The following is a 23772-nucleotide window of genomic DNA, read 5'->3' on the forward strand; positions in this document are numbered from 1 at the left end:
TTCACTTGAATGGCTTTTTTATTTCTGTTTCACTGCAGGCTATTTCGGCATCAATAACTGATGTAGCTCAGTGAGATTACGCACCTGATAACTTGGAGAGATACCACCACTCAACGGCTCGTCATGATGATTTAGCCAACAAGTGTCGATACCGGCATTAATACCACCTAGAATGTCAGAATATAAGTTATCACCCACCATCAACACCTGCTGTTTTTCGGGATTGCCCATTAAACTAAACGCATGATTAAAAATGGCGACATCAGGTTTTGCTTTACCAAGTTGCTCAGAAATAACGACCGGATTAAAGGCATCTTTAAAACCTGTGCGGCTCAAACGAACACTCTGCAATTCAGTAAAACCATTAGTAATAATACCTAGATTAACCTTGCCATTTAATGAATCAATAAGGGTTCTAGCCCCGGGTAGTGGCTGGCAAATATCGGCCATTGCCATTAGGAATTGGCTATTTAAATGTTGTGGTGTGACTAACAATTTACTTGCCCAATGATGAAAACGAGTATGCTGCAAATGGCTAGCACTAATCAATCCATTTTGATATTCAACCCATAATGGTTTATTGACCTGCTGATAGGCCGCAAAATCTTCTATATTAAAATCGACTTCAAAGCGCGAAAACATTAATTTCAATCCAGCAAAGGCGTCGAAATGAAATAACGTTTCATCTGCATCAAATAAAATCCATTGATATTTATTGATTATATGTGACATCAACTAAGGCCTTATTGGTTAAAATAATAGATGTTGTGATGACGACTATGAGTCGAATAATGGCATTAATTGGTTTTCTTGCTGCAACAGACTTTGATAAATCGTTAACTGATTAATGCCGCGATCCAAATTATGATTTGGATGCTTTATGCCAAAATAAATATCACCATTTACATAATCAGTTAAAAATCGTACCCCCAGCATTAATGGCATCACTTTAGTGCCTAGCCATAAACTGCGTTTTTCGAGTGGGGTAATAATATTTTTAAGAGACTGAATGTACGCGTTAGCAGCCGCGAAAATTATCTCCGATCGTGCATGCACATTGGCCAAGTTGGTTGAATCTTCAGCCTCGGGAGAGCAAAAGGCGCGAACCATATCACCAAAGTCATACATCAAATAGCCTTTCATACAGGTATCTAAATCGATAATGGCCAGACTTGTTCCATCTCGTTTATCAAAGAGCATATTATTGATTTTAGTATCATTATGGCATATTCGCATAGGCAAATCGGTTTCGTACTGTACCAATGTGGCCAATAGTTCTGTTTGCGCTAAACATAAGTCTACCCATTTTTTACAATGGATTAGTCGATTGTGAGCATCAGCGGCCTTTGCATCATGTAATTGAGCCATTCGTTGAGGTAAATTTAAAAAATTGGGAATAACATCGATAACATCATTGGAGGATAAATCACTCAATGCCGCCGCAAAGCGCCCAAAAGCCTCAGCCGCCAGCATAGCCTGCTCGGGAGTATTAACCACTTCAATTGTGTCACAGTGGGGCAAATAATCTATTGCCCGCCAAAAGCCATGTTCAGCTAAATCCAAATAAAGTTCACCAGCTACTGTGGCTATTGGGCTAACTACTTGTAGTGGATAATGCTGCTGTTGGCGCTTAGTCAGTAAATGTTGGCTTATGGTGGCAGCATTTTGTATGACCACCTTAGGTTCTGTAAATATTTGGGTATTAATGCGCTGTAACACCAACGATTTTGATTTATCACTCACCAAAAAGGTTTGATTAATATGGCCATTGCCCAATGAACTAACGGTACTGAAATTGTGACTAAAACCAAATTGAGGCAGTACATTTTCGCGGATAAAATTAATCAATCAAGAACTCCAATATCCTGTTTATCAAAATAAAGATAACCCCAAAAAATTATTTATTGGTTATCTACAAGATGATTATTGGCTTAGTATCATTTCAAATTGAGGGTTTTGCATTAACGTCGCCTGACTGCCTTTAAGACTAAACTCATAACCACACAACTTAAAACTGCCTCTAAGCGCGACATTATTCACAATGGCATTTTTATCTAGCGGAGTAAATCGGGCTTCAGTAGCACTATCCTGTAATAAATCAACCGTTATAGGCCGATAACTACTACCGTCATTAAACTCAAGATGACTACAGGTTTTATCACCTTTTGCGGTAGCTAAATCCCACAGCTTATGTGCATCACCACTATCACCTAACCACCTAACAATAAGGATATTATTGTCTAATGCTAACCAAAATCCATCTGGCAATTTAATGGTTTGTCGTAAGCTAGTTTGCTGCTCATTAATTGTATCTTCAGTCGGTTGACTTTGTTGCGCTTCATTGTCAGAAAAAGCACTGACTAAAGCGAAAACTAAATAAACAACAAGACAAACAGCCAAAATAGCAACGGCAATTTTACCGATAAGTATCAGTTTTAATCGATGTAATTTGGCCATATTAAGCCAAGTCTTTGTAAGCTCAGTAATTGACCCTGACTGTAACGCATTTTGGTCGACATACAGAGGTTGATGACTACGACTTGATGATGTTGTGAATGATGCAGATTGGTCACTCTCAACGGCCGAATCAGCTGAATGAGCTATATGCACATCATCTTGATCTATTATTGTTGGTTGCTGTAAATCATCTTTGAATTGATGCTTATCAACCTCTGCAGAATGTGGCACAGCCGAGTCAGTTAAGACGGCTTCATTATCACTCAATACTGGTGACGTAAATGAATGTTCCGACTCAGAATTAACAGGGGGGATTTGACCTTTCATTACGGGTTCTTGACGCTGGTGTACCGAACCGAAAATGGATGATTGTACTATGCTTGGTCCATTATACCCTTGCACATACCTAATCGAATTTTTAGCAGGTAAAAATGCAAAGTACCCACCACAAGCAAGGCCAAATAAAAACACCCCAGCTAATATCCCTACAGGCATCATAAAGTAAATCAATATGCCAAAAATCAATACTGGAACAACACAGATCATCGCCAACTTAATCGGTTTGTTGGCGTCATTTAAACGACGAATAGCAGATAAACCAACAATAGGCATGACCGCCAACATCACAATCCAATTAATTACACTCGCCGAAAATACGATCGCAGTGACCGTTAATAGCAAAAATGCTGCTAATAAAATTGCCATTAACCTTAAACCTGTGTCACGGCCTTCTCTGCACAGTACGGTTTTTAAAGACATCAATCATTCCTATTTATTTACAAAAATATCAAAAATAACTCGCTAGAAAACACAATTCGTTGATAATTCTACTCCGTTATATTGGCAATTATTGAATTGTTGTTAACACCATAATCATCAGTCACTGCTAATAGCGCAAAGCCTACAGAATTAATCCTATAAAGCCAGAGCCGACCTAGTTTTTTCGTTACTTTTTTACTGACTCTCTTGCAAGTTGCTTATGCCAATCATTGACTCACTTTAATTAATCCTATCACCATAATATACATCAGCAATCTCTATGATTGCGCTAGCATAACCTTACTGTTAGCGAGTATAATATTAAGCTTTCTTAATGAATAATTGGATGAGACTCCCTATTTATGAGCACTCGTGGAAATCTTTTTATAGTGTCAGCTCCTAGTGGCGCAGGTAAATCGTCACTTATATCAGCACTTTTAAAAGATAAACCCAGCGATAAACAGGTTTCTGTGTCGCATACGACCCGTAAACCTCGCCCCGGCGAAGTCGATGGTCAACATTATCATTTCGTTACTGTTGAGCAATTTAAAGCATTAATTAATCAAAGCGCTTTTATTGAATGGGCCGAAGTCTTTGGTAATTTTTATGGCACATCCAAAAGTGTCATTGAACAAACCTTAAATAAAGGTATTGATGTATTTCTTGATATTGATTGGCAAGGTGGCGAACAAGTAAAAATATTGATGCCTAATACCGTTGGGGTGTTTATTTTACCCCCATCTAAAGCCGAACTTGAGCGTCGCTTAACTGGCCGAGGCCAAGACAGCAAAGAAGTCATCGATGCACGTATGGCACAAGCCGTTTCTGAAATGTCTCATTACACTCAATATGATTTTGTGATTGTAAATGATGATTTTGATAGCGCATTAGCTGACCTAAAGGCAATTATTCGTAGTCAACGCTTAACCTGTGCTAGTCAGCAGTATGCTCAAAATGATATGCTTAATGATCTCTTGGCAGATTAATTGTCATAGTGTACAATTTTGCGTCATTTTTTCCCATAGATAACACTGGAGTTTCAACACATGGCTCGCGTAACTGTAGAAGACGCCGTAAATAAAATCGGCAACCGTTTTGATATGATCCTGGTTGCAGCGCGTCGTGCACGCCAAATCGCCGTGCAAGGTAAAGAACCTATGGTTGATGAGATGAATGATAAACCAACGGTTATCGCTTTGCGTGAAATCGAATTAGGTTTAGTCACCTCAAATACTTTAGATGCTGATGAGCGCCAAACTGTTCGTGAACGTGAAGCAGCAGAAATTGCCGCTGTCGCCGCCATTGCAGAAGGCCACGTTTTATAAGGAGTAGCGCCACTTGTATCTGTTTGAAGGTCTAAAAGAGTCAGCATCCAGCTATTTAGAGCCGGATCAAGTAGAATTACTCAAGCAGGCCTATTTAGTTGCGCGTGATGCCCACGAAGGGCAAATGCGCACAAGTGGCGAGCCTTACATTACCCATCCAGTTGCGGTTAGCCGCATCTTGGCAGATATGCGTCTCGATCACGAGTCGCTTATGGCTGCCTTGCTCCATGACACCATTGAAGACACCCCTGTTACCAAAGAAGAACTCACTGAGTTATTTGGTATTACAGTGGCAGAACTCGTAGAAGGTGTATCAAAGCTAGATAAAATTAAATTTCGCGATAAAAAAGAAGCTCAAGCGGAAAACTTCCGCAAAATGATGATGGCGATGACTCAAGATATTCGAGTTATTCTCATTAAATTGGCTGACCGAACCCATAATATGCGCACATTAGGCGCCCTTCGCCCTGATAAACGTCGCCGCATTGCTCGCGAAACCTTAGAAATCTACGCCCCAATTGCCAACCGATTAGGTATTCATAATATCAAAATCGAACTTGAAGACTTAGGTTTTCAAGCTTATTACCCTATGCGACATCGAGTAATACGTGACGTTGTCAAAGCTGCTCGTGGTAATCGTAAAGAATTAATTAATAGTATCGAAGTCGCTATCGAATCTCGCCTAGAAGATGTAGGTGTGCCCGCGACAGTGAAAGGTCGAGAAAAAAATCTCTATTCGATTTATCGAAAAATGCGCAGTAAAGAATTGCAATTTCAAGAGGTCATGGACATCTATGCGTTTCGCGTAATAGTAGACTCTATCGATACTTGTTATCGCGTCTTAGGTGCAATGCACGGTTTATATAAACCACGTCCGGGCCGTTTTAAAGATTACATAGCCATTCCCAAGGCCAACGGTTATCAATCGCTACACACCTCATTATTTGGCCCTCATGCTGTTCCTGTTGAAGTGCAAATTCGCACCGAAGAAATGGACCAAATGGCGGATAAAGGTGTTGCTGCACACTGGATGTATAAAAACAATGCCGATGCACCTCAGCAAAATACCACCCAAGTTCGGGCTAACAAATGGATGCAAAGCTTGCTTGAATTGCAGCAGAGTGCAAGCAGCTCATTTGAATTTGTTGAAAACGTTAAAACAGAACTGTTCCCTGAAGAAATTTATGTGTTTACCCCTGAAGGGCGCATTTTAGAATTACCTGTTAATGCTACAGCGGTGGACTTTGCCTACGAAGTGCATACTGATGTTGGTAATACCTGTGTGGGAGCTAAAGTTAACCGCCAGGCTTATCCTTTGAGTCAGCCGCTAATTTCTGGGCAAACTATTGAAATTATTACGGCTAAAGGTGCTCGACCTAATGCCGCATGGCTCAACTTTGTTGTAACAGGTAAAGCCCGCGGTAAAATTCGTCAGGTCCTGAAGAGTTTAAAAGGTGATAATGCAATTGCACTCGGCAGACGACTACTTAATCATGCATTAGGTGATACTAAGCTAGAAACGATACCTGTCGAATTACTTGAAAAAGTCATCAAAGAAACCAAACATAGTTCTTTAGACTCTTTACTCGCTGACATTGGTTTAGGTAACGCCATGAGTATCGTGATTGCCCAACGTTTATTAGGTCAGCAGTTAGACGCTCAAGATCAAAATAATGAAACGTCGCAAATGGCTATTCGTGGTGCAGAAGGAATGTTGGTTACTTATGCTAATTGTTGTCGCCCTATACCTGGTGATGCAGTCATAGCCCATGTGAGTCCAGGCAAAGGCTTAGTGCTGCACATGGAAAATTGTGCCAATATTCGCGGTTATCAAGGTGAGCCGGATAAATACATTTCAGTACATTGGGATAATGTAGAAGGCGCAGAATATCAAGCAAACTTACGCGTTGAAATTGTTAACCATCAAGGTGCGCTAGCTAAAATCACCTCAATTATTGCTTCTGCGGGATCAAATATTCACAATCTCAGCACCGAAGAACGTGATGGCCGAGTGTATTTGATTAATTTACGTATTTCAGTTAAAGATCGTGTTCATCTGGCCAACGTTATGCGCCGGATCCGTGTGTTACCTGAAGTATTACGTACCTCGCGTAACCGCTAATTCCTAACAACAATAAAGAGAGCACAATATGGCTGAAAAAATTATCATCACAACAGACAAAGCCCCACAAGCAATTGGGACTTATTCTCAAGCTGTTAAGGTTGGCAGTACGGTTTATCTTTCAGGTCAAATTCCACTTGATCCAAAAACAATGACTATGGTGAGCGATGATTTTTCTGAACAAGTCGTACAAGTGTTCGAAAATTTAACGGCTGTATGTGAAGCCGCTGGCGGAAACATGAGTGATATCGTTAAGTTGAATATATTCCTAACCGATCTATCCCATTTTGCGACCGTGAACGAAATTATGAGTCGTTATTTCCAGCAACCTTACCCTGCTCGTGCAGCTATTGGCGTCAAAGAGTTACCAAAAGGGTCATTGGTTGAAATGGACGGAATAATGGAAATCTAATAGTGACACTTCAATATGTCAAAGGCGCCTAGGGCGCCTTTTTTATTATCAGCAAACTGCCTTTTGTAGAGTATTTACTCAATACCTATTGTTTATTCAACCCATTCTGCTAACTTGGTTACAGTGTTACCTTGCACACATATTGTGCAATTGTTTGCGCCAGCGCACAAAAATGGCCATAATAAGTTTATAAATACCCACAATAACAATAATGAACATGGAAGCTTCGATGGAAAACTTAATTAAAACTCCTGTTGAGATGTTGTCTCATTGGGTTGATACACAAGGTGACAAAGTTTACCTTCGCCAACCGATTGATGGTAAATATGTGGATTTCACATGGCGTGAAGTTCAACAAAAAATGCACCAAATTGCAGGTTCGCTGCGTCATTTGGGTCTTGAGCGCGGAGACAAAATTGCCGTACTATCTAAAAACTGCGCCGAGTGGTTTATTGTCGATTTAGCGTTAATGTACGGTGGCTACATTAGTGTACCTATTTACCCAACAGCTAATGCTGAAACCATTCGCTATGTTGTTGAACACAGCGGTGTTAAAGCTATTTTTACCGGTAAACTCGATCATTGGGCAGAACAAGAAGCCGCTGTTGGCGGTGATATTCTTCGTTTGGCCATGCCTTATGACACCATGCCTGCGCAATACCATTGGCAGCAACTGTTAAAACTTGGTCAACCGCTTGTTGATGAACCTCTACCAACAGCCGATCAGGTCATGACCCTCATATATACTTCAGGTTCAACCGGTAAACCTAAAGGCGCAATACAAACCTTTACCAGTTATGGTTGGGCGTGTGAAGCAGTGATTCGTGACTTACAAGTTAATACCACTGACCGACTTTTATCCTATTTACCACTAGCACATATTACTGAACGCGTTGCGATTGAAGGTTCGTCATTTTATTCCGGTGCAACTATTTTTTTTGTTGAAGGCCTCGACTCATTTGTTGATGACATTCAACGCTGTCGCCCAACGGTATTTTTCTCGGTCCCGCGTTTATGGACTGTATTCCAATTAAACATTATCAACAAAATTGGCGAGAAAAAACTCAAAACCTTACTCAAGTTACCTATCATTAGCAGTATTGTTAAACGTAAAATTAAGAGCGGTTTAGGACTCGATCAATCGCGCTTAAACGGCTCAGGCTCGGCTCCAATCCCACCATCTTTGATTCAATGGTATAACAACATTGGCATTGATATTTGTGAAGCATGGGGTATGACCGAAAACAGTGCTTACTCAATTATCAACTATCCATTCAATGCCAAGAAAATTGGTACTGTTGGTCGTCCCGTTGAAGGCTGTTTAGTGCGCCAAACTGAAGAAGGTGAGTTGTTAGTTAAAAGTCCTGGCTTAATGAGTGGTTATTACTTACAAGATGAAGCCACCGCTGCAGCCTTTACTGAAGATGGTTTTTTCCACACAGGTGATTTGTGTGAAATCGACGAAGACGGTTATATCGATATTACCGGTCGCGTTAAAGACAACTTTAAAACCTCAAAAGGTAAGTATGTTGCACCAGTACCGATTGAACGTAAACTGGCTCAAGATTCACATGTTGATTTAATTTGTGTTATTGGGTCAGGTTTACCGCACCCAGTGGCTTTGGTACAGCTTTCAGAAGGTTCAAAACTACAACCTCGCGAAGAAGTCAGAACATCATTAAAAGAAACTCTGGATGGTGTTAATCCACATTTAGAATCGCACGAACATGTTGATGCCATTATCGTTGTCAACGACGAATGGACCATTGAGAATGATGTGTTAACCCCAACCTTAAAAATTAAACGTCACGTGCTTGAAAAAGCCTTTAGCGCTAAAGTAGACGGTATTCGCGGTGCCAAAGTGCGTTGGGAAGACGAATTATAACAAGCTATTTTTATTTGGTTTTACGTTCAAAAAAATACACGCTAATTGCGTGTATTTTTTTGACATATTCTGTCAATATACGCGAAATTTAAAAACCGCGCTGCTTGAGTGCGGTATACATCACAAGGCAGATACGGTCATGTTAATTGCGTTATCCATCATTGGTGGTTTTATTATTTTAACCTTTGGCGCAGAAGCTTTAGTCCGCGGGGCAAGTGCAATTGCGCTTCGCTTAGGTATTGCACCACTTATAATAGGCTTAACCATTGTCGCATTTGGTACCAGTGCCCCCGAATTGGCTGTCAGTGTAAAATCTGCACTTGCGGGTAATCCAGGCATTGCTTTAGGTAACGTTGTAGGTTCAAACATTGTTAACATTGGATTGATTTTAGCAGTTACTGCACTAATACGCCCTATCACTGTGCACTCTCAAATGGTCAAACGCGATATTCCAATCATGATTTCCGCTTCAATTTTTGTATGGTTTTTATTGCTTGATGGCGATGTCAGCTTTATTGATGGAACAATATTATTCAGCTTACTTATTGGCTATCTTGTATTTAGTTATATTAGCTCTAAAAATAATCCTGAAGAAGTAGACATAGACACAAAACCACAAAACCCGCTATTTTCAATTGCCCTCATTGCCGTCGGTATCACCATGTTAGTCGGAGGGGGGATTTTGTTTGTTAATGGCGCGGTTGATTTAGCCAAACAATTTGGCATAAGCGAAGTGATTATCGGCTTAACGATTGTAGCAATAGGGACCAGTATGCCTGAGCTTGTGACCTCGGTTATGGCCGCACTTAAAGGTCAAAGTGACATTGCAATTGGTAACGTTGTGGGTTCCAATATTTTCAACGTACTGGGTATTTTGGGCGCTACAGCGCTAATTCATCCAGTATCAGCTGAAGGCTTTAATGAAATTGACTTTATTGCCATGGTTATCTTTGCCATTATGGTGCTTCCATTCGCGTGGAGTGGATTTCGAATTGGTCGCCGTGAAGGTGCTGTGTTACTCGCAGGTTACCTTGGATATACCAGCTACTTAGTGATGCAAGTGGTTTAGTCTATTCGTCACACGACCCATTTTTGATAAATAAGACCGAATGTAAATTCGGTCTTATTTGCAAAGTACATGACATTTGTCACCCTATTTTGATGACCTTTGTGTCTGATAATCAATCATGTGTTTCTCCATACTAAGCCTATCCCAACAACTTGTTGGGCTAACTTACCCGGAGATAGCCATGAAGACCTTACTATTGATCACCAGCTTAACCTTAGTCAGCCATAGTAGCTTTGCAGATATCAGCGACATTGATGCTGCGGCTAACACCATGAACATTACCGAACTAAGCCAATATAGCGAAAACAGCAACGATTATGAAAAAGCTTATGCTGATTATCGTCTCGCCATTACAACCAACATAATGGGTCAACGTCAACTTGCTGCAGATTCATTAAACAATGCTCAGCAAACTCTCGAAAACATCTTGAACCAACACACTTCAGCTGACTCGCAAGCTTTGTTAGCGGCAGTATATGGTATGCAAATCGCCTTCGATAATACTAAGGGGGCGGAATATGGCATGAAAACAGCTCAGCTATTACAACAAGCCAGTGAACTTGAGCCCAACAACCCTCGCGTCAATCTTGTTAAAGCCATTAATGCATTTTATACCCCAAGTACATTTGGTGGTGGGCTGGATAAAGCACAAACATTAGCAAGCCAAGCTATTACTCAGTATGACCTACCCTGTGACACTATTTGCTGGGGACACGCTGAAGCTTACACATGGAGAGGTTTAGCTAAACAAGAACAAGGTGACTTAAGCGGTGCAATGCAAGACTGGCAAGCGGCATTGGATATTGACCCGCAATACGGTTGGGCAAATTTTCTATTAAACCAACAGGCTGTTAAACAGTAATGCCAATTGCTTTTTTCTTGAGTTAACGCGCAGTTACTCTATGATTAACTGCGCTGGGAGGCACAATGACAATTTGTTTATCATCTAATAATGAAAAAAGTTATGAGCAAAAAACCGCTTGGGTTTACCTCATAAACTTAGGTTTTTACTTTATTCCGCTATATTTCATGGGTGACCAATGGTTAACAATAACCTTGGCTATCTTGTTGCTGATCCCGTTTGTCATTGGCTATTTTTGGGCATATAACAACTCAACAGAACAAGCATTTAAACCCATTCTGCTCATGTTAATTATCGCTATTGTCTCTGGATTTTTAACCAGCGGCGCAATTTCATTATTCAGTTTTTGTTGTTTTTTTATTGGATTTTTTTACTCGCTTCGAACCGCTATATTGAGTTTTATAGGCATTAGCCTTCTACTTTTAGCCATTGATCTTTGGGTCGGTTACCCTGGTTACTTTTTTACATTTTACGGCATGGGGATCTGTTTAGGTGTTGGTGTATTTGGGGTTATTGAACAAAACCGCCAACAAATAAAGCGTCAGCAGCAACAGTCTAAAGATGAAGTAACCCACCTTGCTACGGCTCTTGAACGCGAACGTATCGCCCGTGATCTTCATGATGTGATGGGACATCATTTAGCCTCGATAGCATTAAAAGCCGAACTGGCAGATAAACTCATTAGTGCGGGTAAAACCGAACAAGCACAGCAACAAATTAGCCAAGTTAGTCAAATAACACGCGACTGCTTGAGTCAAATCCGTCAAACAGTCAGCGATTATAAACACCAAGGATTAAGCCAAACGTTAAAAACGCTAACGCAAACTTTGCGTGATAAATCCATTGCAGTCACGATAGAGGGTCAATGGCCTAAGCTTAATGAATTAACAGAATCACAACTGTGCCTGATGTTAACTGAGTTAGTAAACAACACCATTAAACATAGCCAAGCTGACCATTGCACTATTTTAACCCAAACAACAACAGACAAGGTGTTGCTTCAATACATGGAGAATCGAGCTGTAAAAGTCCTAACAGAAGGTAACGGACTAAAAGGGATAAAAGAGCGCGCTGCACTATTGAATGGCGATGTGCAATTCCAATTAAGTCCACAGTTTGTCGTCAGCATCACTTTGCCATTAATTGAGTCAACATGAAAATTTTATTAGCAGAAGATCAAGCCATGGTGCGCGGAGCATTAGCTGCATTATTAACATTGGCAGCCGATGACTTAAATGGCATTAGCATCACCGAAGTAGAAGATGGTGATAAAGCCATGACAATGCTGAAATCACAGCATTTTGATTTACTCTTAACCGACATCGAAATGCCTGGAAAATCAGGATTAGAACTAAGCCAATGGCTGCAACAACAAGCCAGTTCGACTAAAGTGATTATTCTCACCACCTTCGGTCGAGCTGGCTATATCAAACGAGCACTAGAATACGGTGTCGGTGGTTTTTTATTAAAAGATGCGCCTTCAGATGACCTCATCAACGCCATAAAGTTAGTGATGGCGGGCAAACGGGTTATCGATCCTGAACTAGCCTTTAATGCCATAGGTGAAATTGATCCGCTCAATGACAAAGAGCGACGGGCATTGCGACTGGCCAGTGAAGGTTTATCTACGGCAGACATTGCCAGCCAGCTATTTATCGCAGAAGGCACAGTGCGAAACTATTTATCAGAAGCAATTAACAAACTCAATGCCAGCAACCGAATCGATGCGGCCAGAATAGCTAAGCAAAAGGGTTGGTTGTAATTAGTTGCTTAATATTGCCTTGTATTCAAAGTCTGCTAAGATACCTTAAACATCTGTATATAATTAAGGGCTATCCATTTAGCGCCACCAGTGTCAATATGTAGTGATGAAAACTTCATCGTATTTATTAAAAGCGGGTGTAGATTACCCTACAAGTTGGGGCGAATTTGTTGATTGGTTTCATGATGAACAATCCTGCATTAGCTACCTTTACAAACTTCGTTGGCCAAACGGATTCATATGCCCAAGCTGTTCAAGCCATCAATCACCTTATCAGTTAAGTAATGGCAAGTTAAAATGTCATGCTTGCCGTTCTCAGTGTTCAGTAACATCAAGTACACTTTTTGACAAAACAAGAACCCCCATGAAAAGTTGGTTTGCTGCCGTCTGGTTTATTACAAATCAAAAAAATGGGGTCAGCGCTCTTGGAGTTCATAGGTTATTAGGTCTTGGGAGTTATCAAACCGCTTGGTCATTAATGCACAAGTTAAGGCATGCCATGGTTGATCCTGAAAGGGATAAACTGTCCGGCATCGTAGAGGTTGACGAAACACTAATAGGTGGCGTCGTTCCCCAATCATCTATTAAAAATCAACAGGGTAAGCGTAAGGCTGTAGTTTTGGTCGCTGTTGAGCTGCTATCACCCTCTGGATTTGGCCGGATACGTTTAAGGCTAGTGGAAAGTGCAACCAAAGAACATATCCATCAATTCATTCAAGATGTAATTGAACCTGGTAGTACAATTTGTAGTGATGGCTCTCAAGCATACAAACAAATAGACAAGAAAGGATATAAGCATAACCGAATAGTGCATTTAGGTTCATCTGTACCTGCACATGAAACAATGGCTGGGGTACATCGAGTCTCATCATTATGTAAAAGATGGCTTTTAGGTACATATCAAGGCGCGGTAAAGGCTAAGCAACTTGATTATTATTTAGATGAGTTTACATTTCGCTTCAATAGAAGAAAGTCAGATTCTCGGGGATTATTATTCTACAGGTTGCTTGAACAAGCAGTGCGTTCTAAGCCGATAACGTACCAATCAATTAAAAATCGATAACCACAACATATAGTGGTTGGTTGTGCTAAGTGGATAGCCCTTATATAATTACAGTGATTTAAAACTGACAGTTTGAAATCACTATGGTTTTTTACATCTTTGATAATCAATTTGGGTGAGTACAATTTGCTACGACTGGATCTTGTTCCGATCACCGACCTTAAAGGCGTTGCTAAAAAGGTTGCGGAAAAACTGGCTAAGTTAGGTATTAAAACCGTACAAGATGTACTGTTTCATTTACCGCTGCGTTATGAAGACCGTACGCAAATACATCCTATTGCCGCACTACCTCCCGGCAGTTATGGCACTATTGAAGCAGAAATTCAGTCGACTCAAATAATGCAAGGTCGGCGGCGTATGTTAGTGTGCAATGTCCGCGATCACAGCGGAATGATAAGCCTGCGATTTTTTAATTTCTCTATGTCACAGCGTAACGCCATGGAAAATGGCGCCAGCATTCGGGCGTATGGTGAAATACGCCGAGGCAATCATCATAAAGAAATTGTTCATCCAGAATATCAAATTATTCATCCTGGAGAATCAATTACATTAAGCGATACATTAACCCCTATTTACCCAACAACTGAAGGCGTTAAGCAAGCCAGTTGGATAAAATTGACAGAGCAAGCCTTGGCGATGCTAGACCAAGGTGGATTACCTGAGTTGCTGCCAAGTGCATTACAACCAAACAATATTAGTCTGCATGATGCGCTGCATATTTTGCACCGTCCCCATAGCTCGGTGTCCCCTTTTGAATTAGAACAAGGTCAACATCCAGCACAGCAAAGATTAATCCAAGAAGAATTACTGGCTCATAATCTGAGCATGTTGCAACTACGTCAGCGCAGTAAACAAGACGCCGCAGTGCCAATGGCTGCTACAGGGCAATTGTTAACCCCATTTTTAGCACAACTGCCTTTTAAGCCAACAGGAGCACAACAACGAGTTGTAGCCGAAATCAGCCAAGATATTCAGCATCCAACGCCCATGATGCGTTTAGTTCAAGGTGATGTAGGTTCTGGGAAAACTTTGGTGGCGGCACTTGCTGCATTACAAGCAATTGAAAACGGATACCAAGTGGCCATGATGGCACCGACTGAATTATTGGCTGAACAACATGCTGCTAACTTTGCAGCTTGGTTTGAACCACTTGGGCTAAAAGTCGGCTGGTTGGCAGGTAAACTTAAAGGCAAAGCGCGAGTTCAATCACTCGAAGATATCGCTTCTGGCGCCGCTCAAATGGTCATCGGTACTCATGCGATTTTTCAACAGGCGGTGGTATTTAATAAGCTGGCGTTAATTATTATTGATGAGCAACATCGTTTTGGTGTTCATCAACGCTTAGGGTTACGAGAAAAAGGCGTTAACCAAGGCTTTCATCCACACCAGTTGATTATGACTGCCACACCCATTCCACGAACTTTAGCCATGACAGCTTATGCAGATTTAGACACTTCAATTATTGACGAGCTTCCTCCAGGACGTACACCGGTCACAACCGTTGCTATTGCTGATAGCCGTCGTGAACAAGTGATTGAACGAGTGAAACAAGCTGCACTGCATGATAACCGTCAAGCTTATTGGGTATGTACGTTAATTGAAGAATCTGAGGTTCTTGAATGCCAAGCTGCAGAAGATACAGCAGCTGAACTCACTATTGCACTACCAGAACTAAAAATAGGCTTGATTCATGGCCGAATGAAAAGCGCTGAAAAACAGGCGATTATGGCGCAATTTAAATCAGGTGAATTGAACTTATTGGTTGCCACAACCGTCATAGAAGTGGGCGTTGATGTGCCTAACGCAAGTTTAATGATTATTGAAAACCCTGAACGATTAGGCCTTGCTCAATTACATCAGTTAAGAGGTCGAGTCGGCCGAGGTGCTGTCGCCAGCCATTGTGTATTACTTTATAAAGCGCCACTGTCACAAACCGCCACTAAACGCTTAGGGGTGCTGCGAAACAGTAACGATGGTTTTGTTATTGCACAAAAAGACTTAGAAATAAGAGGGCCAGGTGAAGTTCTGGGCACCAAACAAACCGGTTTGGCTGATCTTAAAATTGCAGATCTTATACGTGATCAACATTTAATTGCACCAACACAAAAATTGGCATCCCACGTTAACCAGCAAGTGCCTCAAAACGTAGATGCTATCATTCAACGCTGGATAGGTGATAGACAACAATATGTCCAAGCATAATACTGTTTATAATATATTATTCATTATCAGCAGTTATCACTAGACAAGTCTGCTGAATATTGCAAAATGGTATACCAATCGTATTCGTTATCTGATCATGCTGCGGAAATTAAAATTACTGTAATCAAAGCGAAGGTTTGAAAGCATAGCCGTTTTACGTTAAAGGCTTCAACGCAGAGTCAAGTAATTTGAAACCCGTTCTTCTGAAGCGTTTCAAGCATTCAAGTACTGCGTTGCATTAACTTAAAAGGGAACAACCATTCCTACATTAATACGCCTTGAATTGAAAAGCTTGTGATACTCAGAACTGTTCAGATAACTGTTGTGATTGGTATCATGCAGAATTTTTCGACTCCACCTAGATATTTATATCGATTAGCAATAACACCAAGGAATTGAAATGCAAGTTAATGAAGAAGACCGAATTACTCCACAAGCCTCTGAAAAGCCAGGGTCTAACATACTGTTAATCGCTATTGCGGTTATTGCGCTATTAGGTGCAAGCAGTTATTTTTATTTTACCAGTGATGACACTGAAGAATTTGAACCACTCGTTATCACTCCCGTTGAACTACCAGAATCAGTGCCAGAGACACCAATAGAACAAACACCTATTGAAGAACCTCAAAATATTGCTACTACTACTGATGATGTAGTTCCTATTGGAGAGCCAGAAACGACTGCCATGGTTGAACCACTACCGGCCTTAAGTGATTCTGATGATTTTGTTGAAGCAAAAACCTTAGCAATTGCCAATGGTATGAAAATCGCACCGATTATTTTGAAAAAAGACATCGCACGCCAATTTGTCGTATTCGTCGACAACTTAGCCCAAGGCGATTTAGTGCGTAAAGCTAGCCCGTTAAAAGGCCCTGATACTCAATTCTCCGTGAGTGAAATAACCAACAAAACTTATCTTAATCCAGATGGTTATCATCGATATGACGTGTATGCGAATTTTATCGCAGACTTAAGCGAAAAAGATTTATTATCGACTTACACTGAATTAAAACCGTTATTTTCCGAAGCATTTACTGAACTTGGCTACAATGATGTTGATTTTGATAAGCGCATGCAACAGGCTTTTAGCATGATTATTAACGCACCCATAATTGAAGATCCTATTGAGCTATCATCTATCAGTGTTAACTATAAATATGTTAACCCTAACCTTGAAGCATTACCCAATGCGCAAAAACTGTTGATTCGTATGGGACCAGAAAACACTCGTAAGATCAAAGCAGCGGTAAAGAAGTTACAAAAAAGCTTTCCAAATAAATAAGCTTGTATAGCAAACAACATTGTTATTTTATTTAACTACCAGCTACCAGCTATCAGCGCGACGATTATCGTCGCGCTTTTTATCTAAAAACCTTTTTTGTTCATTTAACCCCCAACTATAAGCCTTTTTCGTCTGCATGACTTCTTATCAGTATTAACTTAGGTGTACAATTAGTAAGGTTAACGAATTTTAATCATTAACATAATGATTGTTAACTCTTAGATAAGGATAGCTAGGCAGTTATAGAGGGAATGTAGTGCATTTAGTATTTGATCTTTTATCATGGGGCGCATGGTCACCTGACTTTCAAACAGCTGAAAGTTGGCAGCAATGGCAGCAGCCTAATAGCAACCTGTCGCCTAAGCCTGACTCACCAGCATTAAAGCACATTCCTGCTATGCAACGTCGTCGTTTTAGTCGCTTAACTAAAATGATGCTCACTGCCGCACATCAATGCCAACCAGATAACCATTGCCGGAGTATTTTTTCATCTCGTCACGGTGAACTCACTAGAACCTTAGGAATACTTAAGGACATAGCCCAGCAACAAGCTTTATCGCCAACGGCTTTTAGTCAGTCAGTGCACAATACGGCCAGTGGTATTTTTGGTATTGTAAATAATAATACTGCAGCTTCAACATCGGTGGCTGCAGGAGAACAAACTCTTATTCAAGCACTTGTTGAAGCCTACGCTCAATTAGCACAATCACCACAACCGGTATTAGTTGTGTTTGGTGACGATCCGGTTCCACCGGTATACAGTGAATTTACTCACGAAGTCGAACTCCCTCTAGCATTGGGTTTATACCTTGCACCGCTCAATAACGTCAGCGATCAAGTAGACAAGCAGACCACTGAAACCGAATACCAACAAATTAACCATCAAAAGACGACCCTTAGCATATCTGATCATCCACTCAATCTCAGTCACCTCGACAACCAACAAAATCAAAAAAGCCATAATGGCCAAAATGACATCAGCTTGAGCGAATTGATCCACCATATTGCCAACAAAACAAATATCCAAGGTAAATTGTGCCATTGGTATTGGTCACTCGAACATCATGACTAATCAACAACAAACAGCACAACCAGTTGATGCTATTGAGCAAAAAAATGCCATATCCCCAAAACTCAGCGGATTACGTTATATTCCCCGCTGGATTGGTGGTGTGCTTTGTTATATTGCTTTTGGTTTAGGTGGTCTGTTAAGTTCATTGACTATTTTACCAATATTACGATTTTGGCCCGGTAAAAAAACGGTACGAGTAGCACGGGTACAAAAAGCAGTAAGCAGGATGTTTAGAGCTTTTGTCGCCATGCTTAGTTTTGCTGGAGTTATTGCTGTCAGCACCAAGAATATTGAAGCACTACAGCAAACGAAGGGACAAATTATCATCGCCAATCACCCAACGCTGGTGGATGTTGTGGTATTAATTAGCCTTATGCCTAATGCGGGTTGTATTGTAAAACAAGGCTTATGGCGTAACCCGTTTATTCGCGGTGTGCTTGCCAGCGCAGGTTATATCCCTAATCGTGGCGCCGATTGGTTACTACATGACTGTCGACAAGTATTGCATACCGATACTAATTTAATTATTTTCCCCGAGGGTACCAGAACATTAACGGGTAATGTCGTTAATTCTTTTGCTCGTGGTGCCGCCAATATAGCACTACGCACCCAAACTGATATTTTACCTGTAGTATTGCGTACCGATGTTGCCGGATTAACCAAACAACAACCTTGGTACCAAATTCCACGGCAAACCATAAATATGTCAGTAGAAATTGGCACAAGCATGTCATACCTATTGTATGATGCTCAACAAGGTAATGAAGCCAAAATGGCTCGACAGCTGACGCGCGATTTGCAGCAGCACTATCTTGATACACTTAAACAGCCTATCAAATCATATTGATAGCCATACTTATAAGAAAGACAAATAATGAACTTACACAATCAAATTAAACAACTGATCATTGATTGCTTAGATCTAGAAGATGTTACAGTCGATGATATCGAAACTGATGCGGCCTTATTTGGCGATGGTCTGGGTTTAGATTCAATCGATGCGCTTGAATTAGGCTTGGCGATAAAGAAAGAGTTTGATGTCAAAATTGAAGCCAATTCTGATGCGACTAAAGCACACTTTTTCAGTGTTGCTAGCTTAGCTAGCTTTATTGAATCTCAACGTGTTTAGGAGCCAGCATGCAAAATCGTGAACAAATCCTTGAGATGCTTAGTGGTATTTTAGTTGAAGAGTTTGAAATAGAAGCGACAGATATCACTCTAGAAGCTTCTTTGTATGAAGATCTAGATTTAGACAGTATTGATGCGGTAGATTTGGTGATTAAATTGCAACAGCTGACGGGTAAAAAAATTCAGCCAGAAGCATTTAAAACCGTACGTTCAGTGAGCGATGTCGTTAATGCTATTGAAGGCTTAATTAAAAGCTAATGCGGTTAACTCTGCAGATTATTACGACCTTAGTGATTATTGCTTACCCTATAGCGGTATATTTTGGTTTGCAGTATTTACCACCAGGCACCATCGCTTTGCTGCTATGTTTGTTATTATTGATTAGGTTTGTGGTCACAAAGCAGCAAGTAAAATCCATGACACTGCCAATAGTGGTGGGCATAGGGTTAACGGCGGCCAGTTTCATTACTCAACGTAACGACTGGTTACTGTTCTATCCGGTGGTGATAAACTTGAGCATGTTGGGGTTATTCGGTTATTCACTGATTAATGGCCCAAGTATGATTGAGCGCTTAGCGCGCTTAAAAGAGCCTGATTTACCAGACTCAGCAATACCCTACTTACAAACCATCACTAAACTTTGGTGTGGGTTATTTATTGTAAATGGTGGTGTGGCAGCCTATACCGCCATAGCAACAAGCATTGAAATATGGACGCTTTACAACGGATTGATAGCTTATCTGCTTATGGGTATGCTGCTCAGTAGTGAATGGATTTATCGTCGCTTTTGGTTGAAAAAACATGAATAAACTTTTACTCAATTGGTTATCAACAGGCCCTGCCTCGCAGCAGCTAATCAGCTTTGACCATCATGACATCATGACGGGATCGTTGTTTTGTGCGCAAGTGGCCCACATACATGCTCAGCTGATTCAAAGTGACGCTCAGCGTTGGTTGCTTGCTGCCAAGCACAGTGACTTATTTGCCGCAGGTTTATGCGCAGCCTTGTTAGCTGGTAAGCAAGTGATATTACCTGCCAACACCCAAGATGGCACTTTGAGTCAGCTCAACCATGAATTTGATGCCATTATTGCCGACGCTCCCTTATGTGAAGTGCGTGAGTATATTGAGCTAAAAAAAGAATTAAGTTTACCCGCAGCAATTTGGCCCAAAACAAAGTCATTAGGTGAATTAGTACTATTCACCTCTGGCAGTAGCGGTCAACCCAAGGCAATCAAAAAAACACTGCAACAATTAGATGCCGAAGTCAGTATTCTTGAACAAACATTTGCTGAACATTTGCCTCACTGTTCAGTGGTATCGACAGTTTCACATCAACATATCTATGGTTTATTGTTTAAAATTCTGTGGCCTTTAGCCGCGAGCCGAGCATTCTTAAGTGAACAAATCGACTTTCCCGAAACCTTAAGCTACTACTTGGCCATCATGCCTAATTTATGTTTAATCAGTAGTCCCGCTCAATTGACCCGCTTGCCTGATGCTCTAGAAAATCAAAAACAACAACGTATCCCAAGCTTAATTTTCAGCTCTGGTGGTCCGTTAAATTTTGATGCGGCCCAAGCAGTTAAACAATGCTTTAATCAATTACCCATTGAAATATTTGGCAGCACTGAAACCGGCGGTATTGGATATCGACGCCAACAGCAACCCATGCAACCATGGCAAGCATTTACCCAAGTTAATGTTGATATGGATCCCCAAGATGGTGCTCTGATGCTGCAGTCTGTTTATTTAGACAATTCAACTCAATGGTTAAAATGTGATGACAAAATTGAACTGTTAACTGATGGCCAGTTCCGCTTATTGCATCGCCTTGATCGCATTGTCAAAATTGAAGAAAAACGCTTGTCGTTAGCGCAAGTGGAGCATTTACTGCAAACTCATCCTTTTGTCAGCGAAGCGGCCGTCACGGTTTTAGAACAACCGCGCACTATGCTAGGTGCTGCAGTCTGTTTAAGTGAATTAGGCCTGAAAACACTCAAAGCTGAAGGAAAATTAGCGGTTAATAATGCCTTAAAAAATCATTTATTAAGTCAGTTTGAACGTATTACCCTACCACGACGCTGGCGTTATCCTGCACACTTGCCACTCAATAGTCAGGGCAAGCGCACCCAATCAGAAATTGTAGCCTTATTCAGTCATGATTAAGTCAGAATTACCGCATATTGTTAGCCATGAAGGCGATAATAATCTCTACCAATGGCGTTTATTTGTCAGTGCAGATTTGGCCTTCTTTGATGGCCATTTCCCTCAGCAACCGGTGTTACCTGGTGTCACCCAATTGGATTGGGCGGTCAAACTTGGCTGTGAGGCATTTGGTTATTCAGCCCAAGTTGCCACATTAGAAGTGCTTAAGTTTCAGCAACTCATTTTGCCAAACACCTATGTTGATTTGGTTATAGAACATCAGCCCCAAAAAGCAAAAATGATTTTTAGTTATCGTGATCAAGATAAACGGTTTGCCTCAGGCCGCATTGCGCTTAAGCCTGCTGTAGTCACTACTGCGCCGACCGTCAATGAGACCGCCTCATGAAGCTAGCCTTAGTGATCCCCAATTACAATCATCATATTGCCATTGAACAAACCTTAACTGACTTGGCAAAATTTAATCTGCCATGTTATTTGGTTGATGATGGTAGCCAAGATGAAACCCGTTATATTTTGCAAGCCATGGCGGAAAAGTTTACTTGGGTAACGCTCATTAACCATCCTTTTAATCGCGGTAAAGGTGCGGCTGTGATCAGCGGGCTGCGTCAGGCTTACCGTGATGGTTTTAGCCATGTATTACAGGTTGATGCTGATGGACAACATAATTTAGACGATATCCCGTTAATGATATCAACTGCAGAACAACAGCCTCAGGCATTAATATCTGGCCAACCCATTTATGATGACTCTGTGCCTAAAGGGCGTTTATACGGGCGTTACATCACCCATTTTTGGGTATGGGTTGAAACCTTAAGTCTCGACATTCAAGATTCTATGTGTGGTTTTCGGGTTTATCCATTAGAGGCTACTGAGCAGTTATTAAGCCAGCAAGCATTGGGTGAACGGATGGACTTTGATATTGAAATCATGGTCAAACTGCACTGGCAAGGAACTCCAGTGGTTCATGTGCCGACCAAAGTAATCTACCCTGATGACGGTATTAGTCACTTCCAAGGCTTGCAAGATAATGTGCGCATTAGCTGGATGCACACTAAATTATTTTTTGGTATGTTGACTCGTTTGCCACAAATTCTGAATAAAAACAGTCCGCATCAACATTGGTCATCGATGGGAGAGCGTGGCAGTTATTGGGGCATAAAGTTACTAGCAGAAAGCTATCGATTAGGCGGCCACTGGCTTTGCCGAGCCATTATGTATCCGGTGATTGGTTACTTTTTTCTAACTGGTGCTTCCGCTCGTCAAGCGTCGATGAATTTTCTAGCCCGAGTGCAGCAACAAGTTCCTGAGCATCCAGATTTACATCAACCCACCCATTGGCGCGACAGCTTAAATCACTTTATTACTTTTGGTAATGCTGCTCTAGATAGAATTGATGCTTGGTGCGACCGTATCAAACTCAATCAAATCGATTTTAACGATCGTCATATTCTGGCAAACCAAGTGGCTTCTGGTCGAGGAGCCGTGCTGATTGTGTCGCATTTAGGTAATTTAGAGTTATGCCGTGCGATTTCAATCCACCAGCAGAAAGTGAAAGTCAACGTTATGGTGTTGACTCAACACGCCGAAAACTTTAACAAAGTATTACAACAGTTGAACCCACAAAGTAGCCTTAACCTTATTCATATCAATGAGCTTGATCCCAGCACCGCCATGCTGTTACAGCAAAAAATTGATATGGGCGAAATAGTGGTTATTGCAGCAGACCGTACCTCATCAAATAGCCAAGGTAGGGTAGTTTATCTACCCTTTCTCGGTCATGATGCTCCGTTTCCACAAGGACCATTTATTCTTGCTAGCTTGTTAAATTGTCCGGTTTACACCATGTTCTGCATTCGCCAACAAGGCCGCTATAAAGTACATGTCGAACACTTAAGCGATAGTTTAAAAGGTCCGCGAGCAGGGCGCATTGAACGCTTAACTGATGCAATGAAATTGTACAGTCAGCGCTTAGAGTATTTTGCCAAACAGGCACCATTGCAGTGGTTTAATTTTTACGATTTTTGGCATAAAGACGAATTGATTGATCGTCCGCTTTCACTCCCCGCTACTGCTTTTAATACAGGTACAGCACCTAATACTGGTAGTGCACTTAATACCGGAAGAGCACTTAATACAGGTGCTGCGTCAAATACAAATATGGCACCCACTAACAACACCACTTCAACTAGTCAGGATAACTAAT

General features: G+C 41.1%; 23 protein-coding genes. 20 read left to right on the forward strand and 3 right to left on the reverse strand.

Going from position 1 to position 23772, the window contains the following annotated elements:
• Positions 1–39 precede the first annotated feature (39 nt).
• From yjjG to FCN25_RS07840, 3 genes are all read right to left on the reverse strand, one after another.
• Positions 40–732, reverse strand: coding sequence for a pyrimidine 5'-nucleotidase (gene yjjG, locus FCN25_RS07830; RefSeq protein WP_137223542.1), 693 nt, complete (start codon positions 730–732; stop codon positions 40–42).
• A gap of 45 nt (positions 733–777) precedes the next feature.
• Positions 778–1848: a phosphotransferase enzyme family protein gene (locus FCN25_RS07835; RefSeq protein WP_137223544.1), complete on the reverse strand. Its 1071-nt coding sequence runs from the start codon at positions 1846–1848 to the stop codon at positions 778–780.
• A gap of 75 nt (positions 1849–1923) precedes the next feature.
• The gene (locus FCN25_RS07840) at positions 1924–3216 is read right to left on the reverse strand and encodes a DUF805 domain-containing protein (protein WP_137223547.1); all 1293 of its coding nucleotides are present in this window, start codon (positions 3214–3216) and stop codon (positions 1924–1926) included.
• Positions 3217–3578: 362 nt separating this feature from the next.
• Between FCN25_RS07840 and gmk the strand changes: the two genes are divergently transcribed.
• From gmk to FCN25_RS07940, 20 genes are all read left to right on the forward strand, one after another.
• A complete protein-coding gene (gene gmk / locus FCN25_RS07845; RefSeq protein ID WP_137223549.1) occupies positions 3579–4202 on the forward strand; it encodes a guanylate kinase in 624 nt (207 codons plus the stop codon).
• 60 nt (positions 4203–4262) lie between these two features.
• The gene (rpoZ, locus tag FCN25_RS07850; protein WP_137223551.1) at positions 4263–4541 is read left to right on the forward strand and encodes a DNA-directed RNA polymerase subunit omega; all 279 of its coding nucleotides are present in this window, start codon (positions 4263–4265) and stop codon (positions 4539–4541) included.
• A 13-nt stretch (positions 4542–4554) separates the two neighbouring features.
• The gene (gene spoT, locus FCN25_RS07855; RefSeq protein ID WP_137223553.1) at positions 4555–6663 is read left to right on the forward strand and encodes a bifunctional GTP diphosphokinase/guanosine-3',5'-bis pyrophosphate 3'-pyrophosphohydrolase; all 2109 of its coding nucleotides are present in this window, start codon (positions 4555–4557) and stop codon (positions 6661–6663) included.
• Positions 6664–6691: 28 nt separating this feature from the next.
• Positions 6692–7075, forward strand: coding sequence for a RidA family protein (locus tag FCN25_RS07860; protein ID WP_137223555.1), 384 nt, complete (start codon positions 6692–6694; stop codon positions 7073–7075).
• A 229-nt stretch (positions 7076–7304) separates the two neighbouring features.
• Positions 7305–8960: an AMP-binding protein gene (locus FCN25_RS07865; RefSeq protein WP_137223557.1), complete on the forward strand. Its 1656-nt coding sequence runs from the start codon at positions 7305–7307 to the stop codon at positions 8958–8960.
• Positions 8961–9099: 139 nt separating this feature from the next.
• Positions 9100–10029: a calcium/sodium antiporter gene (locus tag FCN25_RS07870; RefSeq protein WP_137223559.1), complete on the forward strand. Its 930-nt coding sequence runs from the start codon at positions 9100–9102 to the stop codon at positions 10027–10029.
• 181 nt (positions 10030–10210) lie between these two features.
• The gene (locus FCN25_RS07875) at positions 10211–10891 is read left to right on the forward strand and encodes a tetratricopeptide repeat protein (protein ID WP_137223561.1); all 681 of its coding nucleotides are present in this window, start codon (positions 10211–10213) and stop codon (positions 10889–10891) included.
• Positions 10892–10956: 65 nt separating this feature from the next.
• Positions 10957–12048 (forward strand): histidine kinase, encoded by a 1092-nt coding sequence (locus tag FCN25_RS07880; protein WP_137223563.1) that lies wholly within the window; start codon positions 10957–10959, stop codon positions 12046–12048.
• A complete protein-coding gene (locus FCN25_RS07885; protein ID WP_137223565.1) occupies positions 12045–12653 on the forward strand; it encodes a DNA-binding response regulator in 609 nt (202 codons plus the stop codon). The genes FCN25_RS07880 and FCN25_RS07885 overlap by 4 nt, the downstream gene beginning before the upstream one ends.
• Before the next feature lie 106 nt (positions 12654–12759).
• Complete coding sequence (locus tag FCN25_RS07890; RefSeq protein ID WP_137222035.1) at positions 12760–13716, forward strand: IS1595 family transposase; 957 nt, start codon at positions 12760–12762, stop codon at positions 13714–13716.
• Between the two features lie 126 nt (positions 13717–13842).
• The gene (recG, locus tag FCN25_RS07895; RefSeq protein ID WP_137223567.1) at positions 13843–15918 is read left to right on the forward strand and encodes an ATP-dependent DNA helicase RecG; all 2076 of its coding nucleotides are present in this window, start codon (positions 13843–13845) and stop codon (positions 15916–15918) included.
• Between the two features lie 400 nt (positions 15919–16318).
• Complete coding sequence (locus FCN25_RS07900) at positions 16319–17200, forward strand: DUF3014 domain-containing protein (RefSeq protein ID WP_137223569.1); 882 nt, start codon at positions 16319–16321, stop codon at positions 17198–17200.
• Between the two features lie 256 nt (positions 17201–17456).
• Entirely contained in the window at positions 17457–18272 is an 816-nt protein-coding gene (locus tag FCN25_RS07905) for a beta-ketoacyl synthase chain length factor (RefSeq protein ID WP_137223571.1), read from the forward strand.
• Positions 18265–19119, forward strand: a complete 855-nt coding sequence (locus tag FCN25_RS07910) for a 1-acyl-sn-glycerol-3-phosphate acyltransferase (protein WP_254693737.1) — start codon at positions 18265–18267, stop codon at positions 19117–19119. The genes FCN25_RS07905 and FCN25_RS07910 overlap by 8 nt, the downstream gene beginning before the upstream one ends.
• 27 nt (positions 19120–19146) lie before the next feature.
• Positions 19147–19401: a phosphopantetheine-binding protein gene (locus tag FCN25_RS07915; protein WP_011635842.1), complete on the forward strand. Its 255-nt coding sequence runs from the start codon at positions 19147–19149 to the stop codon at positions 19399–19401.
• 8 nt (positions 19402–19409) lie between these two features.
• On the forward strand, positions 19410–19658 hold the full coding sequence (locus tag FCN25_RS07920; protein WP_137223573.1) for an acyl carrier protein: 249 nt from the start codon (positions 19410–19412) through the stop codon (positions 19656–19658).
• Positions 19658–20209: a hypothetical protein gene (locus FCN25_RS07925; RefSeq protein ID WP_137223575.1), complete on the forward strand. Its 552-nt coding sequence runs from the start codon at positions 19658–19660 to the stop codon at positions 20207–20209. Before FCN25_RS07920 ends, FCN25_RS07925 begins: the two co-directional genes overlap by 1 nt.
• Positions 20202–21569, forward strand: a complete 1368-nt coding sequence (locus FCN25_RS07930) for an AMP-binding protein (protein ID WP_137223577.1) — start codon at positions 20202–20204, stop codon at positions 21567–21569. Before FCN25_RS07925 ends, FCN25_RS07930 begins: the two co-directional genes overlap by 8 nt.
• Positions 21562–21954 (forward strand): thioester dehydrase, encoded by a 393-nt coding sequence (locus FCN25_RS07935; RefSeq protein WP_137223579.1) that lies wholly within the window; start codon positions 21562–21564, stop codon positions 21952–21954. The genes FCN25_RS07930 and FCN25_RS07935 overlap by 8 nt, the downstream gene beginning before the upstream one ends.
• Positions 21951–23771 (forward strand): glycosyltransferase, encoded by a 1821-nt coding sequence (locus FCN25_RS07940; RefSeq protein WP_137223581.1) that lies wholly within the window; start codon positions 21951–21953, stop codon positions 23769–23771. Before FCN25_RS07935 ends, FCN25_RS07940 begins: the two co-directional genes overlap by 4 nt.
• Position 23772: the final 1 nt, after the last annotated feature.

Source organism: Shewanella sp. MEBiC00475 (assembly GCF_005234075.1).
Taxonomy (GTDB): domain Bacteria; phylum Pseudomonadota; class Gammaproteobacteria; order Enterobacterales; family Shewanellaceae; genus Shewanella; species Shewanella polaris.